This window comes from Arthrobacter senegalensis, assembly GCF_059091765.1.
Genome location: NZ_JBNHGZ010000003.1, coordinates 322,808 through 344,540 on the forward strand (window position 1 = coordinate 322,808; position 21,733 = coordinate 344,540).

General features: G+C 69.2%; 17 protein-coding genes and 1 pseudogene. 6 read left to right on the forward strand and 12 right to left on the reverse strand.

Annotated elements, in window-relative coordinates:
• Nucleotides 1–31: 31 nt before the first annotated feature.
• Together AC5RVG_RS11650 and glgC are read right to left on the reverse strand one after the other, a co-directional pair.
• Complete coding sequence (locus AC5RVG_RS11650; protein WP_494013954.1) at nt 32–1,141, reverse strand: YeiH family protein; 1,110 nt, start codon at nt 1,139–1,141, stop codon at nt 32–34.
• Nucleotides 1,142–1,242: 101 nt separating this feature from the next.
• Nucleotides 1,243–2,535: a glucose-1-phosphate adenylyltransferase gene (gene glgC / locus AC5RVG_RS11655; RefSeq protein ID WP_494013955.1), complete on the reverse strand. Its 1,293-nt coding sequence runs from the start codon at nt 2,533–2,535 to the stop codon at nt 1,243–1,245.
• An 89-nt stretch (nt 2,536–2,624) separates the two neighbouring features.
• On the opposite strand from glgC, the gene glgA reads away from it, so the two are divergent.
• On the forward strand, nt 2,625–3,821 hold the full coding sequence (gene glgA, locus AC5RVG_RS11660) for a glycogen synthase (RefSeq protein WP_494013956.1): 1,197 nt from the start codon (nt 2,625–2,627) through the stop codon (nt 3,819–3,821).
• A 22-nt stretch (nt 3,822–3,843) separates the two neighbouring features.
• On the opposite strand, the gene AC5RVG_RS11665 is transcribed toward glgA, so the two are convergent.
• Complete coding sequence (locus AC5RVG_RS11665; RefSeq protein ID WP_494013957.1) at nt 3,844–4,281, reverse strand: protein-tyrosine phosphatase family protein; 438 nt, start codon at nt 4,279–4,281, stop codon at nt 3,844–3,846.
• 164 nt (nt 4,282–4,445) lie between these two features.
• A pseudogene (locus AC5RVG_RS11670) lies at nt 4,446–4,565 on the reverse strand (aldehyde dehydrogenase family protein); the annotation flags it as partial.
• A gap of 597 nt (nt 4,566–5,162) precedes the next feature.
• Here AC5RVG_RS11670 and AC5RVG_RS11675 point away from each other — a divergent pair.
• Both AC5RVG_RS11675 and AC5RVG_RS11680 read left to right on the forward strand, forming a co-directional pair.
• A complete protein-coding gene (locus AC5RVG_RS11675; protein ID WP_494013958.1) occupies nt 5,163–5,495 on the forward strand; it encodes a hypothetical protein in 333 nt (110 codons plus the stop codon).
• A 183-nt stretch (nt 5,496–5,678) separates the two neighbouring features.
• Entirely contained in the window at nt 5,679–5,948 is a 270-nt protein-coding gene (locus AC5RVG_RS11680; RefSeq protein ID WP_494013959.1) for a DNA gyrase subunit A, read from the forward strand.
• Between the two features lie 153 nt (nt 5,949–6,101).
• Here the strand turns inward: AC5RVG_RS11680 and AC5RVG_RS11685 are convergent, their stop codons facing one another.
• From AC5RVG_RS11685 to AC5RVG_RS11710, 6 genes are all read right to left on the reverse strand, one after another.
• Nucleotides 6,102–7,136: a DUF808 domain-containing protein gene (locus tag AC5RVG_RS11685; protein ID WP_494013960.1), complete on the reverse strand. Its 1,035-nt coding sequence runs from the start codon at nt 7,134–7,136 to the stop codon at nt 6,102–6,104.
• A gap of 171 nt (nt 7,137–7,307) precedes the next feature.
• Nucleotides 7,308–10,634 carry an ATP-binding protein gene (locus AC5RVG_RS11690; RefSeq protein ID WP_494013961.1) on the reverse strand — a complete coding sequence of 1,109 codons (3,327 nt, stop codon included), beginning with the start codon at nt 10,632–10,634 and terminating at the stop codon, nt 7,308–7,310.
• Nucleotide 10,635: 1 nt separating this feature from the next.
• Entirely contained in the window at nt 10,636–11,481 is an 846-nt protein-coding gene (locus AC5RVG_RS11695; protein ID WP_494013962.1) for a DUF4194 domain-containing protein, read from the reverse strand.
• A complete protein-coding gene (locus tag AC5RVG_RS11700; RefSeq protein WP_494013963.1) occupies nt 11,481–12,941 on the reverse strand; it encodes a DUF3375 domain-containing protein in 1,461 nt (486 codons plus the stop codon). Before AC5RVG_RS11700 ends, AC5RVG_RS11695 begins: the two co-directional genes overlap by 1 nt.
• Before the next feature lie 291 nt (nt 12,942–13,232).
• Nucleotides 13,233–15,341, reverse strand: coding sequence for an acyl-CoA dehydrogenase family protein (locus AC5RVG_RS11705; protein WP_494013964.1), 2,109 nt, complete (start codon nt 15,339–15,341; stop codon nt 13,233–13,235).
• A gap of 77 nt (nt 15,342–15,418) precedes the next feature.
• On the reverse strand, nt 15,419–16,204 hold the full coding sequence (locus tag AC5RVG_RS11710) for a TetR/AcrR family transcriptional regulator (protein ID WP_494013965.1): 786 nt from the start codon (nt 16,202–16,204) through the stop codon (nt 15,419–15,421).
• 78 nt (nt 16,205–16,282) lie between these two features.
• On the opposite strand from AC5RVG_RS11710, the gene AC5RVG_RS11715 reads away from it, so the two are divergent.
• The 3 genes from AC5RVG_RS11715 to AC5RVG_RS11725 are packed head-to-tail and all read left to right on the forward strand — an operon-like array spanning nt 16,283 to nt 19,853.
• A complete protein-coding gene (locus AC5RVG_RS11715) occupies nt 16,283–17,620 on the forward strand; it encodes an acetyl-CoA C-acetyltransferase (RefSeq protein WP_494013966.1) in 1,338 nt (445 codons plus the stop codon).
• Nucleotides 17,620–18,960 (forward strand): 3-oxoacyl-ACP reductase, encoded by a 1,341-nt coding sequence (locus AC5RVG_RS11720; RefSeq protein ID WP_494013967.1) that lies wholly within the window; start codon nt 17,620–17,622, stop codon nt 18,958–18,960. Before AC5RVG_RS11715 ends, AC5RVG_RS11720 begins: the two co-directional genes overlap by 1 nt.
• Complete coding sequence (locus AC5RVG_RS11725; RefSeq protein WP_494013968.1) at nt 18,957–19,853, forward strand: MaoC family dehydratase; 897 nt, start codon at nt 18,957–18,959, stop codon at nt 19,851–19,853. Before AC5RVG_RS11720 ends, AC5RVG_RS11725 begins: the two co-directional genes overlap by 4 nt.
• 19 nt (nt 19,854–19,872) lie before the next feature.
• On the opposite strand, the gene AC5RVG_RS11730 is transcribed toward AC5RVG_RS11725, so the two are convergent.
• Nucleotides 19,873–21,249: an RNA polymerase sigma factor gene (locus tag AC5RVG_RS11730; protein ID WP_494013969.1), complete on the reverse strand. Its 1,377-nt coding sequence runs from the start codon at nt 21,247–21,249 to the stop codon at nt 19,873–19,875.
• Complete coding sequence (locus AC5RVG_RS11735) at nt 21,207–21,650, reverse strand: YciI family protein (RefSeq protein WP_494013970.1); 444 nt, start codon at nt 21,648–21,650, stop codon at nt 21,207–21,209. The genes AC5RVG_RS11730 and AC5RVG_RS11735 overlap by 43 nt, the downstream gene beginning before the upstream one ends.
• Nucleotides 21,651–21,733: the final 83 nt, after the last annotated feature.

The following is a 21,733-nucleotide window of genomic DNA, read 5'->3' on the forward strand; positions in this document are numbered from 1 at the left end:
TTTAACCATGCGCGGGCCCGGTCGCGGCCCCTTAGCGTCCGCCCATCGCCAGCCAGGCTGCGCCGATCCCCAGTCCGGCAATCAGCAGCCAGGAGAGCAGGGCCGTGGAGACGGCCGGCAGCGAGGAGCGGAGCAGTTCCCGCAGGCGGACGGCAGCGCCCAGCCCGAACAGTGCTGCGGCTAGCAATAGTTCCTGCACGGACGCCATGCTGTCCAGGACCGGCTGCGGCAACCACCCCGCGCTGCGCAGCATCATCAGGGCGAGGAAACCGAGCACGAAGAGCGGCACCAACGGCGGCTGCTTGCCGGGCCCGGCGGTCCCGTCCGCGTGGACGGCTCCGGCCTTGGCCTTCCGCCGGCTGTGCAAGGCCGCGGCGGCCGTGACGGGTGCCAGCATCACCACGCGGGCGAGCTTGACGACGACGGCGATGGTCAGGGCCGCCGTGCCGGCGCTCTGGGCGGTGGCGACCACCTGTCCGACGTCGTGCACGGAGGCCCCGGCCCAGAAGCCGAACACTTCCAGGGTCATGCCGGTGACCGCCATGACGGCCGGCAGGACGCCGATGGCCAGCGTGCCGCACAGCGTCACCAGGGCGACGGGCATCAGCGTGTCCTGGCTCCGGCTGCCCCGGGCCGCGGCGACGGCGCCGATGGCCGAGGCCCCGCAGATGGAGAATCCGGCGGCCAGCAGCACGGGCTGGTCGCCGGGCAAACGATACCAGCGCGCCAGCACGTAGGTTCCGCCGAACGCCAGCAGCAGCACCAGAACCACCAGCACCAGGGCGAACCAGCCCAGCTCGGCCAGGTCCGAGAGCGCCAACCGGGCACCCAGCAGCACAATCCCTGCACGCATCAACGTCCGCCCGCAGAAGGCCAGTCCGGGAAGCGCCGCTCCACCCGTCCACGAAGCAGTAGGCGGCAGGTTCGCCGCCAGGATACCCAGGACCACGGCGAAGCTCATCACCGGGACGGCCGGCGCGAGCCAGTGCAGGCCGTGGGCGGCAACTACGGCGGCCGCCGCAAAGAGCAGCCCCGGTCCGACGCGGAGCAGCCAAGGTGTGGCGCGCGGCCCCGGATCCTGCGGCCCGGCCGGCGGACCGGGCCGGGCAGGGCGGGACTCCGGTGACTGAGGTTGAGGCATTTCGCTACCGTACCGCCTGCAGTCCGCGGTCCGGGCGCAATCGGTATGGTGGCCTCAGGAAAAACGCCCGCTTGGACAAGGCCTCGGCCTTGTGCCAGACGCTACAAGGAGGCTGCCCTGTGCTCGGCGCTCGCCGTGGGGCCGAGGATGACCTTCTGGTCCTTGCTCAGGACGGTCAGCCCTGACTCGGTGACAGTGAAGCCCCGCGCGCGGTCCAGTTCCGGATCGACGCCGATGGTGGCACCGGCCGGGATGCGGACATTCTTGTCCACGATGGCCCTCCGGACCACGGCTCCCTCGCCCACCGTCACCTTGTCCAGCAGCACGCTGCCGTGGATCTGGGCGCCTTCGGCGACGAAGACGTCGGTGGAGAGCACCGACTCGGTGACTTCTGCCCCCGAAACCACCACGCCCTGGGACAGGAGGGAGTCGTGCGCCGTGCCGGCGGTGCCGCTGACTCCGCGCACCAGCTTGGCCGGGGGAGAAACCGACTGGCGCGTATAGATCGGCCACCGCAGGTTGTAGAGATTGAAGGCGGGCAGCGGGCTGATCAGGTCCATGTGGGCCTCGTAGTAGGAATCCAGCGTGCCGACGTCGCGCCAGTACTGCTGGTCGGCCCCGGTGGAGCCGGGAATGTCGTTCGCGGTGAAATCGTAGACGGCTGCTTCGCCGCGTTCCACGAAATAGGGGATGATGTCGCCGCCCATGTCGTGGTTGGTGTCCAACCGTTCGGCGTCGGCTTCCAGGGCCTGCAGCAGTGCGTCAGTGTTGAAGACGTAGTTTCCCATGGACGCCAGGAAACTGTCCGGGTCATCCGCCAGGCCGGGAGTGGTCGCGGGCTTCTCCACGAAGGCGCGGATCTTGGTGGGGGCATCGGGCTCGGACTCGATCACGCCAAACTGATTGGCCAGCGCGAGCGGCTGGCGCACCGCGGCCACACTGGCGGCCGCGCCGGACGCTATGTGCTCCTCCACCATCTGGGAGAAGTCCATCCGGTAGACGTGGTCCGCGCCGACCACCACCACGATGTCCGGCCGGGCGTCATGGATCAGGTTCAGGGACTGGTAGATGGCATTGGCGCTGCCCAGGAACCAGCTTTTGCCCCGCCGTTGCTGCGCCGGTACCGAGGCAACGTAATTGCCCAGCTGCGCGGCCATGCGCCAGGTTTCGGAAATGTGCCGGTCCAGACTGTGCGATTTGTACTGCGTCAGCACCACGATCTCCCGGTATCCGGAATTGACCAGGTTGGACAACGCGAAATCGATCAGCCGGTAGCTGCCCGCAAAGGGCACGGCCGGTTTGGCCCGGTCGGCTGTGAGCGGCATCAGGCGCTTTCCCTCGCCGCCGGCTAGCACAACGGCCAAAACCTTCTTCTGTGGCATCGTCCATCCCATCGCATTCGCGGTCCAGTGCCGGACCGACACACGTCCCCCTTGTCAACACACAGTAGAGGAAGGGCCGGGCGTGCACTACGTTAGGTGTCGTGCGTGTAGACATTGTGACAAAAGAATTCCCGCCGGAAATCTACGGCGGAGCCGGCGTACACGTGGCCGAACTCAGCCGGGTGCTGGCCGGCAGGGTGGATCTGCACGTGCATGCCTTCGGGGCCGACCGGCCGTCCGACTTCCATGGCGCGACGGTGCGCAGCTACGGGGTCCCGGCCGGACTGCGGAAAGCCAATGCCGCGGTGCAGACCCTCGGCGTCGACCTTGAGATGCTTGACGGCTTCGCCGGCGCGGACCTGATTCATTCCCACACCTGGTATGCCAATATGGCCGGGCATTTGGGGTCGCTGCTGCACGATGTGCCGCACGTGCTCAGCGCGCATTCGCTGGAGCCGTTGCGGCCGTGGAAGGCGGAGCAGTTGGGTGGGGGCTATCGGCTCTCGTCCTGGGCGGAGCGCACCGCCTACGAGGCGGCCGCCGCCGTCGTGGCCGTTTCCGCGGGGATGCGCAGGGACATTCTGCGCAGCTACCCCGACGTGGATCCGGACCGGGTGCACGTGGTCCACAACGGCGTGGACGTGCAGGAATGGAAACCGGATTACGACGACGACGCGGTGCGCGCCTTGGGAATCGACCCGGACCGGCCCAGCGTGGTGTTCGTGGGGCGGATTACCCGACAGAAGGGCGTGCCGTACCTGCTGCGCGCGGCGGCGTTGCTGCCGCCGGAAGTGCAGCTGGTGCTGTGTGCCGGAGCTGCCGACACCCCGGAGTTGGCGGCCGCGGTGAATGCCCTGGTGGCCGGGCTGCGCGGGAGCCGCGACGGCGTCGTGGTGATCGAGCGAATGCTCCCGCGGGCCGAACTGATCCAGGTGCTCAGCCATGCCACCGTCTTCGCGTGCCCGTCGATCTACGAACCGCTGGGCATCGTGAACCTTGAAGCCATGGCCTGCGGCGCCCCGGTGGTGGCCAGCGCCACCGGCGGCATTCCGGAGGTCGTCGACGACGGCGTCACCGGCACGCTGGTGCCCTTGGAGCAGGCGAGCGACGGGACGGGCACCCCGCTGGACGAGGAACAGTTCGTCCGCGATTTCGCCGCCGCGCTCAACAAGACGCTGGATGACCCGGCCGCCGCCCGCCGCCAGGGCGAGGCGGGCCGCCGGCGCGCCGAGGAGCATTTCTCCTGGGATTCCATCGCCGAGAAGACCCTGGGTCTTTACCGCAGCGTGCTCGCGTAGGAGGCGCTGCCCGCGCAGCCTGCTACGAGCGTTCGGGGAACCGGCGCACGAAGCGTCGCTGCCATGGGGTTTCAACGGCGCCGGGGCGGTAGTGCTGACGGACATAACGGGTGGCGTCGGCGGCGGGAACGCCGTCGAGAATCGCGATGCAGGCCAGCGCCGTGCCGGTCCGCCCCCGGCCTCCGTAGCAGGCGACCTCCACCCGTTCGTCGCCGGCGCGCAGCCAGGCTTCGCGGAATGCTTCCTCGGCGTCCGACGGGTCTTCCGGCAGCCGGAGATCGCGCCAGCGCACCCACCGCTGCTCCCACAGGGTGGAAGCCGGCGCCCGGTGCGTCAGGTACAGGGCGAATTCCGGCGCGTGACCCGGCGGCAGCGGAACACGCAGGGCGCGGCCGCGCAGCAGCCTCCCCGACGGCAGCCGCAGCACTCCCGGCAGCCCGGGATCCCACGCTGATCCCATGGCAGAGAGGATAGCCCCGGACGGCGCGCTTCGTCTCAACGCATTAAATGCCTGGGTCCACGCGAACAGTGCATACGAAGGGGCAGCGCTGGGGTGTCGGTGCCACAGCATGGAACGGGCGGCGACAGGACGTGTTCCCTGCCGCCGCCCACATAGTGATGGATCTAGCCGGCAACGACCTGCGGTGCGCCGAGCTGTTTGAGGCCTTCGATGCCAAATTCCAGGCCGTAGCCGGACTGCTTGGCGCCGCCGCAGGGTAAGCGCGGGTCGATGGCACCGTGTTTCGGCCGGGAAGACGGCCTGGCCACGGATGGGAGCTGGACAGCTTTGTGCAGACCGCGGGGATACAGAAAAAGGGGTCCCTTGCCGAGTAGGTCACCAAAAAGTCGGACTTTTCACTACCGCCGGACTAACAAGAGGACAGAGGAACCGACCATGAGGCAGGCCATGCCAAGGGCGCTTAGGCCGAGAAGTCCTGTCCGCTGTGAGCCTAGAGGTTCACCTTCCCGCCGCGGATTTCTGTAGGCATATATGGCCGTGGGCATGCCAAGCAAGACGCCAAAGCATATGAGTATCAAAGCCGTCTGCATGGGCTCATGATAGTGGCCGTGGGAGAGATGGAGAATGGGCTTTCAAGCTACCCGCACAGCCCTGGAAACACTACGCTTTGCCCTACCTAACCCATCGCGGTTGGCGGCTAAGAGAGTCCAGACCGTAAGCAGCATACGGTACAGGAGGAATTCTTGGGTGGAGACTACGGCCTTCCGGACTGGTTGCTTCCGGCGTGGCTCCTGGGTTCTGTCGTACTGATCGCGGCAGTTGCAGTCCGCGGCCGGAGATCCAGGGCGACTGCTGCGTCCTAGGAAGTCCTCGTAGAAGGCGTGAGGGCATCTAAAGAGTTCACGGTGCCTATCGGGCTGGAGGCGTTGCACGAAGAACTGCGTTCTATAGTGCGCAGCCATAGGAGATTCTCACGGATCAAGGCAATCCCCGGCGGAATGATCATCCACACACGGATCAATTTCTGGAGCTGGGGCGAGATCATCGAAATCAAGAACTATGAGACAAGCGCAGGCACCAGAGTCTACGCATCTTGCCGGCCGCGGCTGCAAACCACGGTGCTCGACTATGGGCAGGGCGCCCGCGACTTGAGCCTACTGACCGATCTTTTGGGGGAACGAGTCGGGTCAGGTGATCTTGACCCCGGCCGCTAAATTCCTCCACGAGATCACGATGTCCTTCCAGGCCTGCCGAGTGCATCCCGTGTATTTCGGTCGTCCGATGGGCAAGGCGCCCGAGGGATGCATGACCGGCCTTGTCTTTGAAGATCTAGTCGGGAGCAACGGTCCGCACGATCTGCCGCATAGCGCCGCAGCGCAGCGTGGGAGAATCGCCGCATGAATGAGGAGGAGCAGACGAGGGGTCACTTGATGATCCTCGAGGCGCTGCTGGTTGCAATGGACCGACGCGACGAGGTCTTTCAGGTGATTGGGGATTCAGAGGACCTGGACGAAGCCACCCGTCGCGTGGGCCAGCTTTTGGGTGTGGGCGAAGACGGCAGCCACGCGATCCTGAACATGCAGACCAGAAGATTCACCCGAGACCAGCGGCGGGCCATTGCTGTCCAGGCAGAAGAACTCAGGTCGAAGTTGACCGCTGGACACTGAACTGGTCACGTGCGATCCGCTTACGGTGGAGCTTCAAGATTGCTGAATACGGAAGCGGTCCCACTTCTCATGAGTGGGACCGCTTTTGGAGGAGCCGCTGCGCGGGGTAGGGCTGCGATTTGGCCGGGAAACAGGTTACCCCGCGGGGATAAGTCAGGCGGTGGGATCGGCGTCGCGTCCCGCCGGCCGCGCCGGCGGGTGATGGCCGGCTGTGGCGGCGCGGGCGTCGCCCTCTTCGTGCCCGTCCTTCTTCTTGCCGAACGGCAGCACCTTGAGCAGCGGGTGCAGGATTGCCATGACAACCAGGCCCCAGGCGAGTCCGAGGACGGCCGAGCACAGGGTGTTCACGAGCCAGGCCAGGAAGCCGCCGGCCACCGGGATCCCGGCGAACGGGCCCTCGAGGACGTGGACCAGGTCATAGGGAGCGTGCCAGCCGAGGTCGTATGCCCCCTGGAGCATGATGTGGCCGCCGACCCAGAGCATCGCGATCGTGCCGACGAAGGTGATCGCGGCCAGCACCGCGGGCATGCCCTTGACGAGCAGCGCGCCGAAGCGCTGCGAGCCCGCGGAGTCCTTGGTGGTCAGGTGCAGGCCGATGTCGTCCATCTTGACGATGAGCCCGACGGCGCCGTACACGAGCACCGTGATCGCAATCGCCACGACAACCAGGATGAGCGCCCGGACCCACAGGGAGGCGTCGCCCACCTCGTTCATCGAGATCACCATGATCTCGCAGGACAGGATGAAGTCGGTGGTGATGGCGCCCTTGACGACCTTGGACTCCGCCTCCGGACCCCGCTCGACCGCCGGCGCCTTTTCGGCCGCGTGGTGGCCGCGCAGCTTGTGCCAGACCTTCTCGGCGCCCTCGTAGCAGAGGTAGGTGCCGCCCAGCATGAGGATGAACGGGATCGCCCCCGGGATGAATGCGCTGATCAGCAGCAGCGCCGGCAGGATGATCAGCAGCTTGTTCCGGAGCGAGCCCCAGAAGATGCGCTTGATCATCGGCAGTTCGCGGGACGGGTCCGCCCCGGACACATACTGCGGGGTGACGGCGGCGTCATCAATGACCACGCCGGCGGCCTTGGCCCCGGCCTTGGCGGCGCCTGCCGCGACGTCGTCCACCGAGGCGGCCGCGATGCGGGCCAGGGCTGCGACGTCGTCGAGCAGGGCGACGAGACCGCCGCTCACAGATCGCCTCCGCATTGCTCGACGGCGGACTGCTGGACGTAGAGTCCACGGTTGAGGTGCGTGATCGGCATGCTCAAAAGTATACGGCGGCGCGACGCCCGCCGGCCCGGGGGAGTGCGTTGATGGAGGCCGGACGGGAGGCGTTCATCGAGGTCCGGCCGGCACAACCCATCAGCGCAACACGATGTCCACCGGCCGCGCCAGGGAGTGACCCCGTTCCAGAATGCCCGACCGGTTGGCGGATTCATCGCGCAGGACTTCGGTGACCGAACCGAGGAAACGGGCCAGGTCCACCTTGTCCTCGGGGGCGGCCAACAGCAGCTGGAAACCGAATTCGTGCAGCGCGTTGATGCTGGCCTCGGCGAACGCCAGCGATGATTTCACGAAGGCCTCGTCCATCATCACCGTGCCGAAGGTGCTGAAGCCCTGCCCGGCGATGCCCAGTTGGTAGGCCAGCGCCGACGCCATAATGAATGCGGTGAAGCGCTGGCCCTCGCCGCCGGACATCAGGCTGGCCTGCAGGTTGGTGTAGGCGCGGCCGTCCGCCAGGAGATTGGTGCAGGTGATGTCCACGTGCGACCGCACGTCCAGGACCTCGGCGCGCCAGCGGCGCTCGTCCTCGGAGGCCAGCCTCTCCACAATCCGCTCCAGGGCGAGGTAGCGGGCGTCCATGTCCTCGGCGGTCTGCCGCCTGCCCATGACCGGCAGCGCGTTCTTCAGGTCGGTGCGGAACTTGTGCGACGCGTCCGGCACCGCGTTGGCGATCTCAATCTGCAGATGGCTGTCCTCGTGGTACTTCACGCGCCGCAGGATTTGGTTCAGCGGCTGCAGGCGGGACGCAATGCTGCGGCGTTCTTCGTCCAGCAACTGGAGCAGGTCGCTGAAGCGTTCGTAGGTGCGGTTGTTGAAGTACTCGCGGAATTCCGCCTCCCGCTGCGGCAGCCCTTCGCCCACAATGTCGTGGTAGCGCGCCTCGTAGTCGGCGGCGGCCTCCAGCGACGTGCCGTGGTCTGAGCCCCACTCCCTGCCGTAGGACTCGAAGATCTTCACCAGCTGGTTGCCGGCCTCCAGCCTGGTCCGCTCCAGCAGGCCGCGGGATTCCAGCAGCGCGCGCTCGATCCGGGTGCAGACGTCCCCCAGGAAGGCCAGGTCGGTGATCTCCCCGTGCGGGGCAAAGAGGGCATCCAGCTCGGAGGCCAGTTCGTCCGTCAGTTGCCCGGCGGTCTCACCGGTGGCGGCCAGGGTGTCCCGGCGACCGCGCGCGACGTCCAGTTCGGCGGTCAGCCGGGCGGCGTCGCCCTTGAGCACACCGATCTTCTCCGTGGCGGCCGTGAGGTCCAGTTCCGCCGTTTCCAGCTCGAACCGCAACTGCTCCAAGTCCGCGTTGGCATCCCGGGCCTGCTCCAGGCGTTCCGCCGCCGCGGCCACGGCGGCGGCGTGTGCTTCGGCGGAAACCTCCTCCCAGTCGCGGGTGTCGGCCGCCACGGCCTTGGCTGCGGCCAGCCGGCGGCCCAGATCCTGCTGCTCGCGGGCGCGTTCGGCGGATTCGGCATCCGCAGTGCCGTACGTCTCGCGCAGTTCCAACAACCGCGCGGCGAGGGCGGCAATCTTGTCCTGGTTGTCGAAGCCGAGCAGATAATCGGACGCCCCGGTGTGCCGGTCGTCCTTTTCCGTGGTGCTGCTGCTGCGCTTTACCGCGCCGCCCAGGGTGACGCCGCGGGCGACGTGTGCCAGTTCGTCCGGGTCGTCGACGCAGACGTAGTCGTAGTGCGCCGTGATCTTGCGCCGGACCCAGTGCCCCATGGCGGTGTCCTTGGTGACCAGTTTGGTGACCAGGTCATCGTCGCCGGCGTCGGCCTTTCCGTCCAGCGGGGCGCTGACGTCGATGATCCGCAGGAAGCCACGGATATTGTGCTCGTTCAGGTAGCGCGTGACGGCCTTCATCCGGTCGCCCGGTACCAGCATTGCGGCGGCCAGCGACCGCAGTGCGCGTTCGGCGGCCGGGCGCCAGCGGGCCTCGGCGGCGGCCATGTCGATCAGCTCGCCGGCAAACGGAAGTTCCTCTTCCGCGATGCCGGTGGCGGCACAGATCTGCCGGCGGCGCTCCAGGCTGTCGGGACGGATGTTGCTGGTGCGGCGCCGGAAGGACTCGATTTCTTCCTCCAGCGCACGGATCCGGCCCTTGAGGGTCCAGGCCTCGCCCTGGGCATCGTTGCTCCGTTCGCGGGCCGACTCGGCCTCCTTGGCCAGGTCCTTGGCCAGCACGGCGGCGCGGCTGCGCGCGGCGGCGAGGCCGGCGGGACTGAAATCTGCTTCAATCCCGGCGGTCGCCAGCTCGCCCCGGAGGGCATCTTCGACGGACTGGCGGGCCCGCAGCTCGGCCTGGGCCGCCGCCAGCTCCCGTTCCAGGGTGGCGACGGCGGAGCCTCCTTCGCTGCCGTAGCGCGCCCTGAGCGACGCCGCCTTCTCCCGGAGCCCGTCGCGTGCCGCTTCGGCGGTTGCCAGGGCGGCCGTCGCCGCCGTTGCTTCCGCTTCCAGCCGGTCGATCTGCCGGCCATGGCAGTCCAGCGCCAAACGTCGCCGGTAGAGCGGGAGGGCATCGTCCGCCAACACCTGGTTGCGCTCCAGCCCGGCCTGCGCCTGCTGCAGCTCCCGATGCAGTCGGGGCACGGGGGCCAGCAGGTCCCGCTGCTGCCGGGCGCGTTCCAGCTGCCGCCTGATGCTGCTGAGGTGGCTGAAGTCTTCCACGGCCTCCTCCGCGGCGGCCAGCGTCCGGGGCGTGTCCAGCACATGGTTGCGGAAGAAGTCGTTCACGGTGCCGCCCAGGCCCCTGCCCGTCTGCAGCGTCCGCAGCAGGCCGAAGGCCTTTTCCTGGTCGATGCCCAGCGCTTGCCGGAAGCGCTCGGCAAACGCCTTGTGCGAATCGAAGACCTGGCTGCCCGGCAACAGGGCCTCCAGCGAGGTCTTGCTGAACCGGCCCAGCATGCGGGCCTCCAGGGCGGGAATGTCCAGGGCCTTGTTATGCAGCACATAGAAACGGCCCACATTGTGTTCGGTCCCGTTGGCCGGCAGGTCCAGCAGCACGGACAGGCTGGTGGTCTGCCCCAGGGCGTTGTCGAAGGTCAGGCAGACCGCCGACCAGGTGGCACCGGGACGCTGGTAGAACGTGGCGTTCCGGGAACCGTCGCCGTCCGCCGGGGTGGCGCCCAGCCGTCCGCGCATGTAGCTGAACGCGGTGCGCCGTTCCTCGGCGGCGCTGCCGGCGCTGGTTTGGGCGGCCTCGTTCATCTTCGGCCGCGCGTCCAGCACCTGCAGCATGCCGTCGAAGATGGTGGACTTGCCCACCCCGGAGCCGCCGGTCAGCAACGTTCCGGCGCGGTCCACGCGGATGGTGTGGGAGCCGTCGAAGGTGCCCCAATTGACCAGCTGCACGCGGCTGAGGCGGTGCTGGCCGGGATTGAGCAGCCCGTCCAGGGGCAGGATCGTCTCGATGCTCATGTCAGGCCTCCTCGCCGTCGACAGCCAACTGGTCGGTCTCCGGTGCCTCGCCTGCCGGCGGGAGAGTACCGGCCAGCGAGCCGATCACCGCCGGAATGTCGCCGATGTTCTCGAAGGGCAAGGCCAGCGGCAGGGCCGGGGAAATGACCCACACGTCCGAAAGTTCGGTGGCTTCCAGCAGCCGGCGCTCGTTGGACAGCTTGCGGATGGAGGCATCGGCCAGGTCCTCGACGTGTTTGGCGTCGTGCTGTTCGGGGTCCACGTAGTCCTGCAGCACGTCGATCACGTCGGCCCGGCTGATCAGCGGCTCCGTCCCGGTGCCGGCGTGGCGATCCTGGATGAGCCGCATGCGCAGGAGCAGCAGCGTCTCCTCGCGCGTCATCTCCCGCTGCCGCTGCAGGGCGTTGGTGTGCGGTTCGGCCATGGGGACAGGCCGCAGCATGGCGACCTTGCGGTCTTCGTCGATGATCAGTTGCAGGAACAGCTCGCTGAGCCGGGAGGCGAGGACGCGGCGGTGTTCCACCACGGTGTCGTAGACCCGGTCCGTGGAGCCGGCGTGCAGGTAGGGGCCGCGCAGCAGCCGGACCAGGGCCTGGCGCAGCTTAAGTGGCAGCTTGCCGGTATCGCCGTCGAAGAGTTCGGGCCCGTCCACCATCTCGTTGCGGGCGGGCGCCTCCTCAGCCTCGGCGGAATCCGCCTCCTCCGGCCCGTCAACCTGGGCGGGATCCGCCTCCTCCGGCCCGGCAGCCTCGGCGGAATCCGCTTCCTCCGGCGCGGCCGCGTCCTCGGGCCCTGCGGACGGATGGGCGGAAACCCCGGTCAACTCGTCCTCGGTCAACTCGTTCATTAGTCTGCAGCTTTCGTGAAGGTGACGGCGGGCAGCACCGCGGTTCGTTCGCTGCCGTCGATTTGGATCAGGGTCACGCTGTCGGTCGCATCCGGATCGAGCACGCCGCCGGTATTCAAGGCCCGGTGCAGCAGCCAGCGCAGGCTGTTCAGGTGCCGGTGTTCCGGTTCCAGCTGGTCGTAGACCGCCGACAACAGCGCCGGCCCGCGTGCTTCGACGGCGGTGCGCACCGCCCGGGAGAGCACCTCGGCGTCAGCCTGCGGCGTGCGTACCGCGCGGCGGATGTCCGCTTCGGTGAACTCGGGCGGCGGCGGCAACTTCGCCGGCGCCTGGTGATCCTGCGGGTCGTAGAGCCGGATCATGCTCACCGATTCGAAGCCGGAGCCGTACAACTGCGGCGCCGGTATTACCGCACGCCGGCCCGGCAGGCTGTGCCGCGACTTGAAGATCGCGGCCTCGGCAGCCCGGATCGCCTGGCGCAGCTGGACCGATTCGCGGTAGTCGTCCGACTGCACGAAGGTGTGCATGCTCTCCGAGAGCCGCCCGTAGATGCGGTGGATCTCGGCCGCCTGCGCCCGCAACTGGGGCATGAGCTGCTGCAGGGCCCTCCGGTCCTCCGGCTCCAGGCCGTCGGCGAAGTCCCGCTCGAGCACGTCGGCGATCGCCTGGCGGAAACGCTGCTGCTGGTCCTCGTCGTTCAGGAACGCCGTGAAGCTCTCGTACGTCCGGCCTTCGCTGGTGCCGCGCAGCCGTTTGTCGGCGTCGAGCACCTCGCCCATGGTGATGCCCTTGGTGGCATTCGACTCGACGATTTCGGCGCGCAGCGTGTGCAGCATGCGCTCCAAGCCGTCGCGCATCCGCTTGAAGTCGGCCGGCAGCCCGGCAGCCAGCGCCAGGATGTCGCGTGCCGCCTCCGCCGCCGCGGCTGCGGGCACCGCCGCCGGCGCGTCGCCTGCTTCCAGCGCGCGGATCTTTTCCTGCCGTTCGGCGATTTCGGCCCGGAGCACGGCAATGCGCGCCTCGGGGTCGGGATCGGTCTCATGGGCCAGGGCCTCGACCCGGGTGAGCAGCGTGGCCAGGCGGGAGCTGTTCAGGGAGGAGGAAGCCCCGGTCAAGCCGTCCAGATACTCCAAAAAGCGGACTGTCGCTTCGGTGGGCTCGTAAACGAACCGCCCGCCCTCGCGCAGGCGGGAGAGGAACCTGCGGGCCACCCAATCGTCGGCGTACTGGCGGGCGGACCAATCCTCGCGGAGCGGCACCCCGGCGCGCCGCAGCTCGGCCAGGAACGTGTCGGTGTTGCGGTGGAACTCCTCCAGCGGCAGCTGCGGCCGGGAGCGCGTGAAAGCGGTCCGGAACAGCGCGGGCACCCACGGGCTGGCGGCGGCGAGCTTGAGGCCCGGCGACGCGGACAAGGCCTGCAGCTCCTGCCAGCGGGCAAGGGCGTTCTGGGTGAAGGACATGCTGTGCTTTCCGCCCGCGGAAGGGAAAAGCGGGCCCAGAAAATCTTAGCCGCTCCAACTGCGCCGACGACGGCGGCGGCCGCCACGGGTGGGCCGTGTCGCCCGGGCTTAACCCGCTGACGACGGTGGTATGCCCGCCACGGGGGCGCCGCGTCGCCCTGGGTTACCCGCTGACGACGGCGGTGCCCGCCACGGGTGGGCCGTGTCGCCCGGACTTACCCCGCTGACAACGGCGGTGTGCCCGCCGTGGCGAAACGGAGCGCCTCCGGCCCGGGCCCCGCCGTCGTGCGCCTAGCTGCTTGCCGGCAGCTTCTGGCGTCTCGCGGCGAGCTTTTCGGCGGCCTTCCGGCGGGCGACGAGCACCTTCTCGTCCACCGGGGCGTCTCCGCTGGCCCGACGCGAGCGGGCATAGGCCATGGCTTCGTCCTGGCGTTCCTGCTCGGCGCCGGTGGCAATCTTCGCGCGCAGATGCTCGGGCCCGTAGCCAAAGGCGTCCACGAGGTCGCGGGCGTGCGGACGGAGCCGGGACAGCAGACGGTTGATGTACCCTCCCAGGATGCGGGCGCGCTGGGCGGAGAGCCGCCCGTGCATGAGGTACCAGCCCAGGTTTTTCTCCACCAGCGACAGGCCGAACAGGTCCCGCAACCAGGTCAGCACCTGGCGGGTACCGTCGTCGTCGATCTGCCCGAGTGCGGCGGTAAAGGCCTCCCACTGCAGCAGTTCCGCGTGTGCGCGGGCGGCCTCGATCAGCTCATGCTGATGTTCGTTGAACAGCGCCGCGGCCTCCGCCTGGGGCAGCCTCGTGGCATTGCGGAGCGCGCTGCCGATGCCGGCGACCATGGTGGAGACCCGGTCGGTGAGCAGCTGGCGCTGCGACTCCGGATCCTTCAGGTAGTTGGCGCTCTTGCGCTCCGAACCGCTGTCTGCGAACGTCTGGGCCACCTGGCGCAGGCCGGTGCGGTGGAAGGTGGCGTCGGCCGCCTGGTGGGCAACCCACCGGGCCATCACGCCGAAGTCTGCGTGGCGGAACTCCTTGGCGTAGTCCGCAAGCAGCCGCTTGGCGACCAGTTGCAGCAGCACCGTGTTGTCGCCTTCGAAGGTCGCGTAGATGTCCAGGTCGGCGCGCAGCGCCGCGAAGCGGTTTTCGGCCAGGAATCCTGCCCCGCCGGTGGCCTCCCGGCACTCCTGCAGGGTGTCCAGCGCGTGCCATGTGCTGAGCGACTTCAGGGCGGCGGCCAGGGTTTCCAGGTCCTGCCGGTCCTCGTCGGTGTCGTGGGCGCCGGAGAACACGTCGTCGAACTTCTCCAGCAGTTGTTCGTGCGCGAAGGACGCCGCGTAGGTGGTGGCCAGCCGCGGCAACAGGCGCCGCTGGTGGCGCTGGTAGTCCAGCAGGACCTCTTCGGAGGTGTCCGAGGACGCATTGAATTGCCGGCGCTCGGTGCCGTAGCGCACCGCGATGGCCAGGGCTACCTTGCTGGCGGCCACCGCGGCGCCGTCGAGCGAAACGCGGCCCTGCACCAGGGTTCCCAGCATGGTGAAGAAGCGGCGGCCCGGGCTGGCGATGGGGGAGCTATAGGTGCCGTCCTCGGCCACGTCGCCGTACCTGTTCAACAGGTTGGTGCGCGGGATCCGGATATGGTCGAAGTGCAGGCGGCCGTTGTCGATGCCGTTGAGTCCGCCCTTGTAACCGTCGTCTTCGCCGCCGATGCCGGGCAGGAAGTTGTGCTGTTCGTCCCGGATGGGCACATAGAAGGCGTGGACGCCGTGGTCGACGCCCCGGGTGATGAGATGCGCGAACACCACCGCGGCCAGGCCGTCGTTGGCGGCGTTTCCCAGGTAGTCCTTCCACGCGGCCCGGAAGGGCGTGTGTATAACGAATTCCCGCGTGGCCGGTTCGTAGGTGGCGGTGGTGGCGATGCTGGCCACGTCGGATCCGTGGCCGGTTTCGGTCATGGCGAAGGCGCCGGGCGTCTTGAGGCTCATGATGTCCGGCAGCCACTGGTCATGGTGTTCCCGGGTGCCCAGGTGCAGCACCGCCGCGCCGAACAGGCCCCACTGCACACCGGCCTTGATCTGCAGCGAGGGGTCGGCGGTGACGAGTTCCTCGAAACCGGCCACGTTGCCGCCGTGATTGTCTTCGCCGCCGAGCCGCGCGGGGAAGGCACGGTGCACGGCGCCGGTGTCCACCAGGTACTTCAGCTGCCCGAAGACCCGCTGCCGGTGCTCCTCCATCGTCAGCCCGTCGATGCGGTGGAGTTCCGGGCGGCCGGCCAGGTCGCGTGCCGCCTGGCGGATGTCGGCCCAGCGGCCCAGCAGGAGCCGGCCGAGTTCGGCCACATCCACGGTGGCTCCGTTGTCTTCAACCGGTTCCGGGGTTTCCAGGGCGGGCGTATGCGTCATCGGATGATCCTTCGGTCGTCAGGTGTGTGTCGGTGGGGCCGGGAAGGCTGCGGGGCGGGGTGGCCGGGTGCGGGCGGTCAGTCCATGCCCGGGGTGTTGCGGGAACGGCCGGGTGGCCCGGAGCCCGCTGCGGGAGCTCCGTTGTCCGGTGCGACGCCGCCCAGCAGCCATTGGGTGAGCAGGCCCGTCATGACTTCCCGGCTCGGCTTGGTTCCATCATCGGGAGCCGCCAGCCAGCATTCACCGGCGGCACGCACCATGCCGATGGCGGCCCGGGGCCAGTAGGAAGCGGCCGCCAGTTCCGCGGCACTTCCCGCTGCCGCGGCCAGGTGGCCGCGCAGCGGGGCCTCGATCATGGCGGTGACGTTGGCGAAAAAGTCCTGCAGGACGGCGGAACTGCCGTCCTCCGGTGCGGCCGCCGGCCGCGCATCGTCCCGACCGGGTGGCGGAACGGCCGGCGGCTCGGACGGCGCGGCGCGGGTGACGAACGCGTACACGTGCGGCGAGGATTCGGCCATTTGCAGGTAGACCGACACCATGGCGTGCAGGCCCTCCCGGGCCGTGGTCGCGGTGGCGGCGGCCTCCTGGAGCCGGGCCTGCATCCGGCCGATCACCACCTCGCCCATGGCCCGCTGCAGGCCGGCCTTGTCGCCGAAGTAGCGGTAGAAGACGGGCTTGGACGTCCCGGCCGCCGCCGCGATCTCCTCCATGGACGCATCGGGGCCAAGCCGGTGCACCGCGTGCCGCGCCGCCCGGATCAGCTCCCGGCGGCGTTCCGTCCGGTGACGGTCCCAACGGGCCGAGCGGCCGTCCGCGGGCGTCGCCGGATTCGAGGCGGCCTGGCGGCCTGTGGCGGTGTTCACGTAACTCAGCGTATCAGGTACGCTTGGTTACGGTAACTGTCGTTTGTTCCGCTCCGCACCCAATCGAGGAGAGCCCACATGGCCACTTCACCTGACGCCACCGGCACCCGCTCCGCCAACGGACTGCGCAGGGCAGTAGTCGTCGGCGGCAACCGCATCCCCTTCGCCCGCGCGAACGGAGCCTACACCCAGGCCAGCAACCAGGACATGCTCACCGCGGCCCTGGACGGGCTGGTGGCACGGTTCGGGCTGCAGGACGAACGCATCGGCGAGGTGGCCGCCGGCGCTGTCCTCAAGCACTCGCGCGACTTCAACCTCACCCGCGAGGCGGTGCTAGGCTCGGCGCTTTCACCGCAAACACCTGCGTACGACCTGCAGCAGGCGTGCGCCACCGGGTTGGAAACCGTGATGGGCCTGGCGAACAAGATCAAACTGGGGCAGATCGACTCCGCCATCGCCGGCGGCGTGGACTCCGCCTCGGACGCACCGATCGCCGTCAGCGAGGGCCTCCGGGCCGTCCTCCTGGAACTGAACCGCGCCAAGAGCATGCAGCAGAAGCTGACCGCCATCGCCAAGCTGCGCCCCAAGGACCTGGCACCCAACGCGCCGGGCACGGCCGAGCCGCGGACAGGGCTGTCGATGGGCGAGCACCAGGCGCTGACCACCGCGGCCTGGAACATCAGCCGCGACGCGCAGGACGAACTTGCCCTGGCCAGCCACCACAACCTGGCGGCAGCTTACGAGCGCGGGTTTTTCGATGACCTCATGACGCCCTACCGGGGCCTGGCCAAGGACTCCAACCTGCGCGCCGACACCACCCTGGAGAAGCTGGGCAAGCTGCAGCCGGTGTTCGGCAAGAACCTCGGCGCCGAGGCAACCATGACGGCCGGCAACTCCACGCCGCTGACCGACGGGGCCTCCACCGTGCTGCTCAGTTCGGAAGAGTACGCCCGGAGCAACGACCTGCCGGTGCTGGCGGAGGTGGTGGACTCCGAGGCCGCCGCCGTTGATTTTGTGCACGGCAAGGAAGGACTGCTGATGGCGCCGGCCTATGCCGTGCCCCGGCTGCTGGCCCGGCAGGCCCTGACGTTCGCCGACTTCGATTTCTTCGAGATCCACGAGGCCTTCGCCGGGACGGTGCTGTGCCACCTGGCCGCGTGGGAAAGCGAGGAGTTCTGCCGCAACAAGCTGGGCCTCGAGAAGCCCCTGGGCGCCATCGACCGGACCCGCCTCAACATCAATGGCTCCTCGCTGGCCACCGGCCATCCCTTCGCGGCCACCGGCGGACGCCTGGTGGCCAGCCTGGCCAAGATGCTGCGCGAGAAGGCCGACGCCGAGTCCCGCACCACCCGCGGCCTGATTTCCGTCTGCGCCGCAGGCGGCATGGGCGTCGTCGCCATCCTGGAGGCGAACTGATGACCGACCGGTACGTGGATTTGGTCAACGCCGGACCGGTGAAGAGCCTGGCCAAGAAGCTGGGGCTGCCGCAGCCCGCCGTGCTGCGGCGCTACCGGCCGGGCGCACCGCTGCTGCCCGGACCTGTCCTGGTGCTCGGCGCGGGCGCCGGCGCCGACACGGTGGCCAAGGAAATGCTCGGGTGGGACCTCGACGTTCGCCGGCATGCGGCACCAAAGGAACGCCTCGGCGGCATCGTGCTGGTGCTCGACGAGCTGGAATCGCCCGAGGACCTGTCGGAGCCCATGCTCAGCGCCGGCGCCAGCCTCAGGGACCTGGCCCCCGGCGGCCGCGTGATCACCGTATCCCGGCCCGCCGACGGCGCCGCCCGGCCCGCGCAGGCCGCCGCGCGCCAGGCGGTGGACGGGTCGCTGCGGTCGCTGGCGCACGAGCTGCGCGGCGGTGCCACCGCCAACGGCATCCTGCTCGGCGAGGGCGTGGAAGCCGGTGCGCCGGCCGTCCTGGGACCGCTGCGCTTCCTGCTCTCGGCCCGGAGCGCCTACGTCAACGGCCAGTTCCTGCTGGTCAGCTCCGACGAAGGCTCGCTCCCCGCGGACCCGGACCGTCCGCTGGCCGGCAAGGTCGCCGTCGTCACCGGGGCCGCGCGCGGCATTGGCGCTGCCATCGCGGAGACCCTGCACCGCGACGGCGCACAGCTCGTCGTCGTCGATGTCCCCGCGGCCGGGGAACAGCTGGCGCAGGTCGCGAACCGGGTGGGCGGCACGGCCCTGCAGTTGGACATCACCGCGGCCGATGCCGGCGCGAAGATCGCCGCCCATGCCGTGGAGCGGCACCACGGACTGGACATCGTGATCCACAACGCCGGCATCACCCGCGACAAACTGTTGGCCAACATGGACCAGGCCAAATGGGACTCCGTGATCGCCGTCAACCTCACGTCGCAGCTGACGATGAACGGGCAGCTGCTGGCCTCGGGCGCGTTCCGCGGGCGGCCGCGCGTGGTTTCGCTGGCCTCAACCAGCGGCATTGCGGGCAACCGCGGGCAAACCAATTACGCCGCGTCGAAGGCGGGAATCATCGGCATGGTCCGGGCCTCGGCTGCCGGGTTCGCCGAGGCCGGCGGCAGCATCAACGCCGTGGCACCGGGCTTCATCGAGACGGACATGACCGCCCGGATGCCGTTCCTGACCCGGGAAGTGGCACGCCGGCTCTCCTCGCTGCAACAGGGCGGACAGCCGCGCGATGTCGCCGAGGCCGTCTCCTTCCTGGCCAGCGATGCTGCGGGCGGCATCAACGGCCAAACCCTGCGGGTCTGCGGGCAAAGCATGGTCGGCGCATGAACGAAGTCATCCTGGGGGAGATGCCCACGCTCTCGCGCCTCTACCTGACGGCGGCGTCGACGGCCGCGCGGCACAAGCTGGGCGTGGGACAGCACGCCGAGCAGGTCCCGGCGGCGCGGCATACCCTGCACGGAGTGCAGATCACCCCCGAGCGGATCAGCGGGTTCCAGCAGTTGGTCCACGGCACCGTGCGGGACACCCTGCCCTCCGTGTTCCTGCACTCGGTCGCGTTCCCCGTGGCGATGAGCGTGATGACGCGGCCGGACTTTCCGCTGCCGCTGCTCGGCATGGTCCATCTGGCCAATCGGGTGCGGCACTTGCGGCCGGTCCACTTCACCGAGCCCCTGGCCGTCACGGCCTGGGCCGAGGGCCTCCGCGGCCACCACGCGGGCACGCAGGTCGAACTGCACACCCGGATCGAGGCCGACGGCGAGGCCGTGTGGGAAGGTGTCTCGGACTACCTGGCCAAGGCGGTCTACCTGCCCGGCCTGGACAAGGCAGCCCGCCCGGAGCGCGCCGATTTCACGCCGCCGCAGCCGACGGCCCGCTGGCGGCTCGGGCCGGAGGCCGGGCGCGAGTACGCCGGGGTGTCCGGCGACTTCAACCCGATCCACCTGAGCGCGGTGTCCGCGAAGATGCTGGGGCTCAAGCGGTCCATCGCCCACGGGATGTACCTGGCCTCCCGGGTCCTGACCAGCGTGGAAGCCACGGCCAGCGAACCCTTCAGCTGGCGCATCGACTTTGCCGCTCCGGTCTTCCTGCCCGCCACCGTGGCCGTCAGGATTCATGACACGGAACGCGACGGGTCCTGGGAAGCTTCCGAGTTCACCGGCTGGGGGGAGCGCAGCCACCGGCTGCACTTCACGGGCAGCGTCCACACGCTCGCCGACTGAGCGGCGTGGCCGGACCGGGTCAGCCGGTGACGGCCCGGCGTTCGAGGACCTCCCGTTCGCGATCATTCTTCGCCAGTGCGGCGGCGGCGGCGAACTCGGAGCGGGCCTCGTCCGCCCGGCCGAGCCGGGCCAGCAGCTCGCCGCGGACGCTCGGGAGCAGGTGGGAGCCGCGCAGGGCGCCTTCCGAGGCCAGCCGGTCCACGATCGCCAGGGCGGTGGCGGGGCCGGTGGCCATGGACACTGCCACAGCACGGTTGAGCTCCACCACCGGGCTCGGCGCCACCCGGCCAAGCGCTTCGTAGAGCAGCACGATCTGCGCCCAGTCGGTGCCGGCGACGCTGGGGGCGGCCGCATGGCATGCGGCGATGGCCGCCTGCAGGGCGTAGCTGCCCCGGCCGCGGCCCAGCGCGTCGGCCCTGGCCAGGGCGGCTCGGCCGCGTTCAATCTGGGCGCGGTCCCAACGCGTCCGATCCTGGTCGGCGAGCAGGACCGCGCTGCCGTCGGGCCGGGTGCGGGCGCCGAAACGCGACGCCTGGAACTCCATCAGGGCCACGAGTGCGTGCGCTTCGGGCTCCCGGGGCACCAGTGACACCAGGACGCGTCCGATCCGCAGGGCTTCGCCGGCCAGGTCCGACCGGATCCAACGGTTCCCGGAGGTCGCCGCGTACCCTTCCGTGAACAGGAGGTAGACCACCCGCAGGACGGCGCCCAGCCGCGGGCCCCAGTAGTTCGGTTCGGGGACTTCGAAGGGGACCTTCGCCGCGGCCAGGGTTTTCTTGGCCCGGACGATGCGCTGTTGCACCGTGGCGACCGGAATCACGAAGAGCCGGCCGATCTCCTCGGCAGACAGGCCCGCGACGACCCGCAGCGTCAGGCATACCTGCGCTTCCCGCGAGAGCACCGGGTGGCACGCGGTGAAGACGAGCCGGAGCACGTCGTCGGGTACGGGGTCCCAACCCAAGTCTTCCTCGTCCCGCAGCCCGCGGGCCAGCACCTGGTAACGGTCCTCCAGGCGTTCGGCCCGCCGCCAGGAGTCGATGGCCCGTCGCTTGGCCACGGTGGTCAGCCACGCCGCCGGGTTGCGGGGGACGCCGGTATGCGGCCACCGGGCCAGCGCGTCGGCCACGGCTTCCTGCGCGACGTCCTCGGCGAAACCGACATCCCCGGTGGCACGGGCCATGGCTGCGACAATCCGGGCGCCCTCGATCCGCCACAACGCATCGATCCGGCGCCGGATTGCCGCCTGGGCCTCGGCCCCCGCCGCCCCGGGCTCCCGGGCCTCGGCCCCCGCCGCCCCGGGCTCCTGGGCCTCGGCCCCCGCCGCCCCGGGCTCCTGGGCCTCGGCCCCGGGGGTCAGGCGTTCTCCGAGCGGAGCCTCGCCTCTTCCTCGCGCCATCCTTCTTCCTTCCGGATGTACTCGTTGTCGGCGAAGTCCGCGAAATCGGCGGCCTCGGTCACGCGGCGGACCTCCAGCTTGGAGCCCGGTCCCAGCGGGCAGCGGCTGGCCCACTCCGCGGCTTCCTCCTTGGAGGCCACCTGGACGATCCAAAAACCGTTGAACAGCTCGTGCGTTTCGCCGTACGGGCCGTCGGTCACAATCGGCGGCTCCTCCGAGAAGTCCACGACGAATCCGCTGCCGTCGGAAAGATCCGCCAGGCCTTCTCCTGCCAGCATGACGCCGGCGTTGATCATCGCCTCGTTGTAGGCGCCCATCTTGTTGATCATTTCTTCGAACGGCATGGATTTGGACGCCTCAAGGGCTGCATCCGTGGACCGCATGATGAACATGTACTTCATGGCTTTTCTCCTTCTCGGAACGAGACGCGGGCATGCGCCTTCTACTATGCCGTCGAACGGGGGCCGTGGATATCGACAGGCCC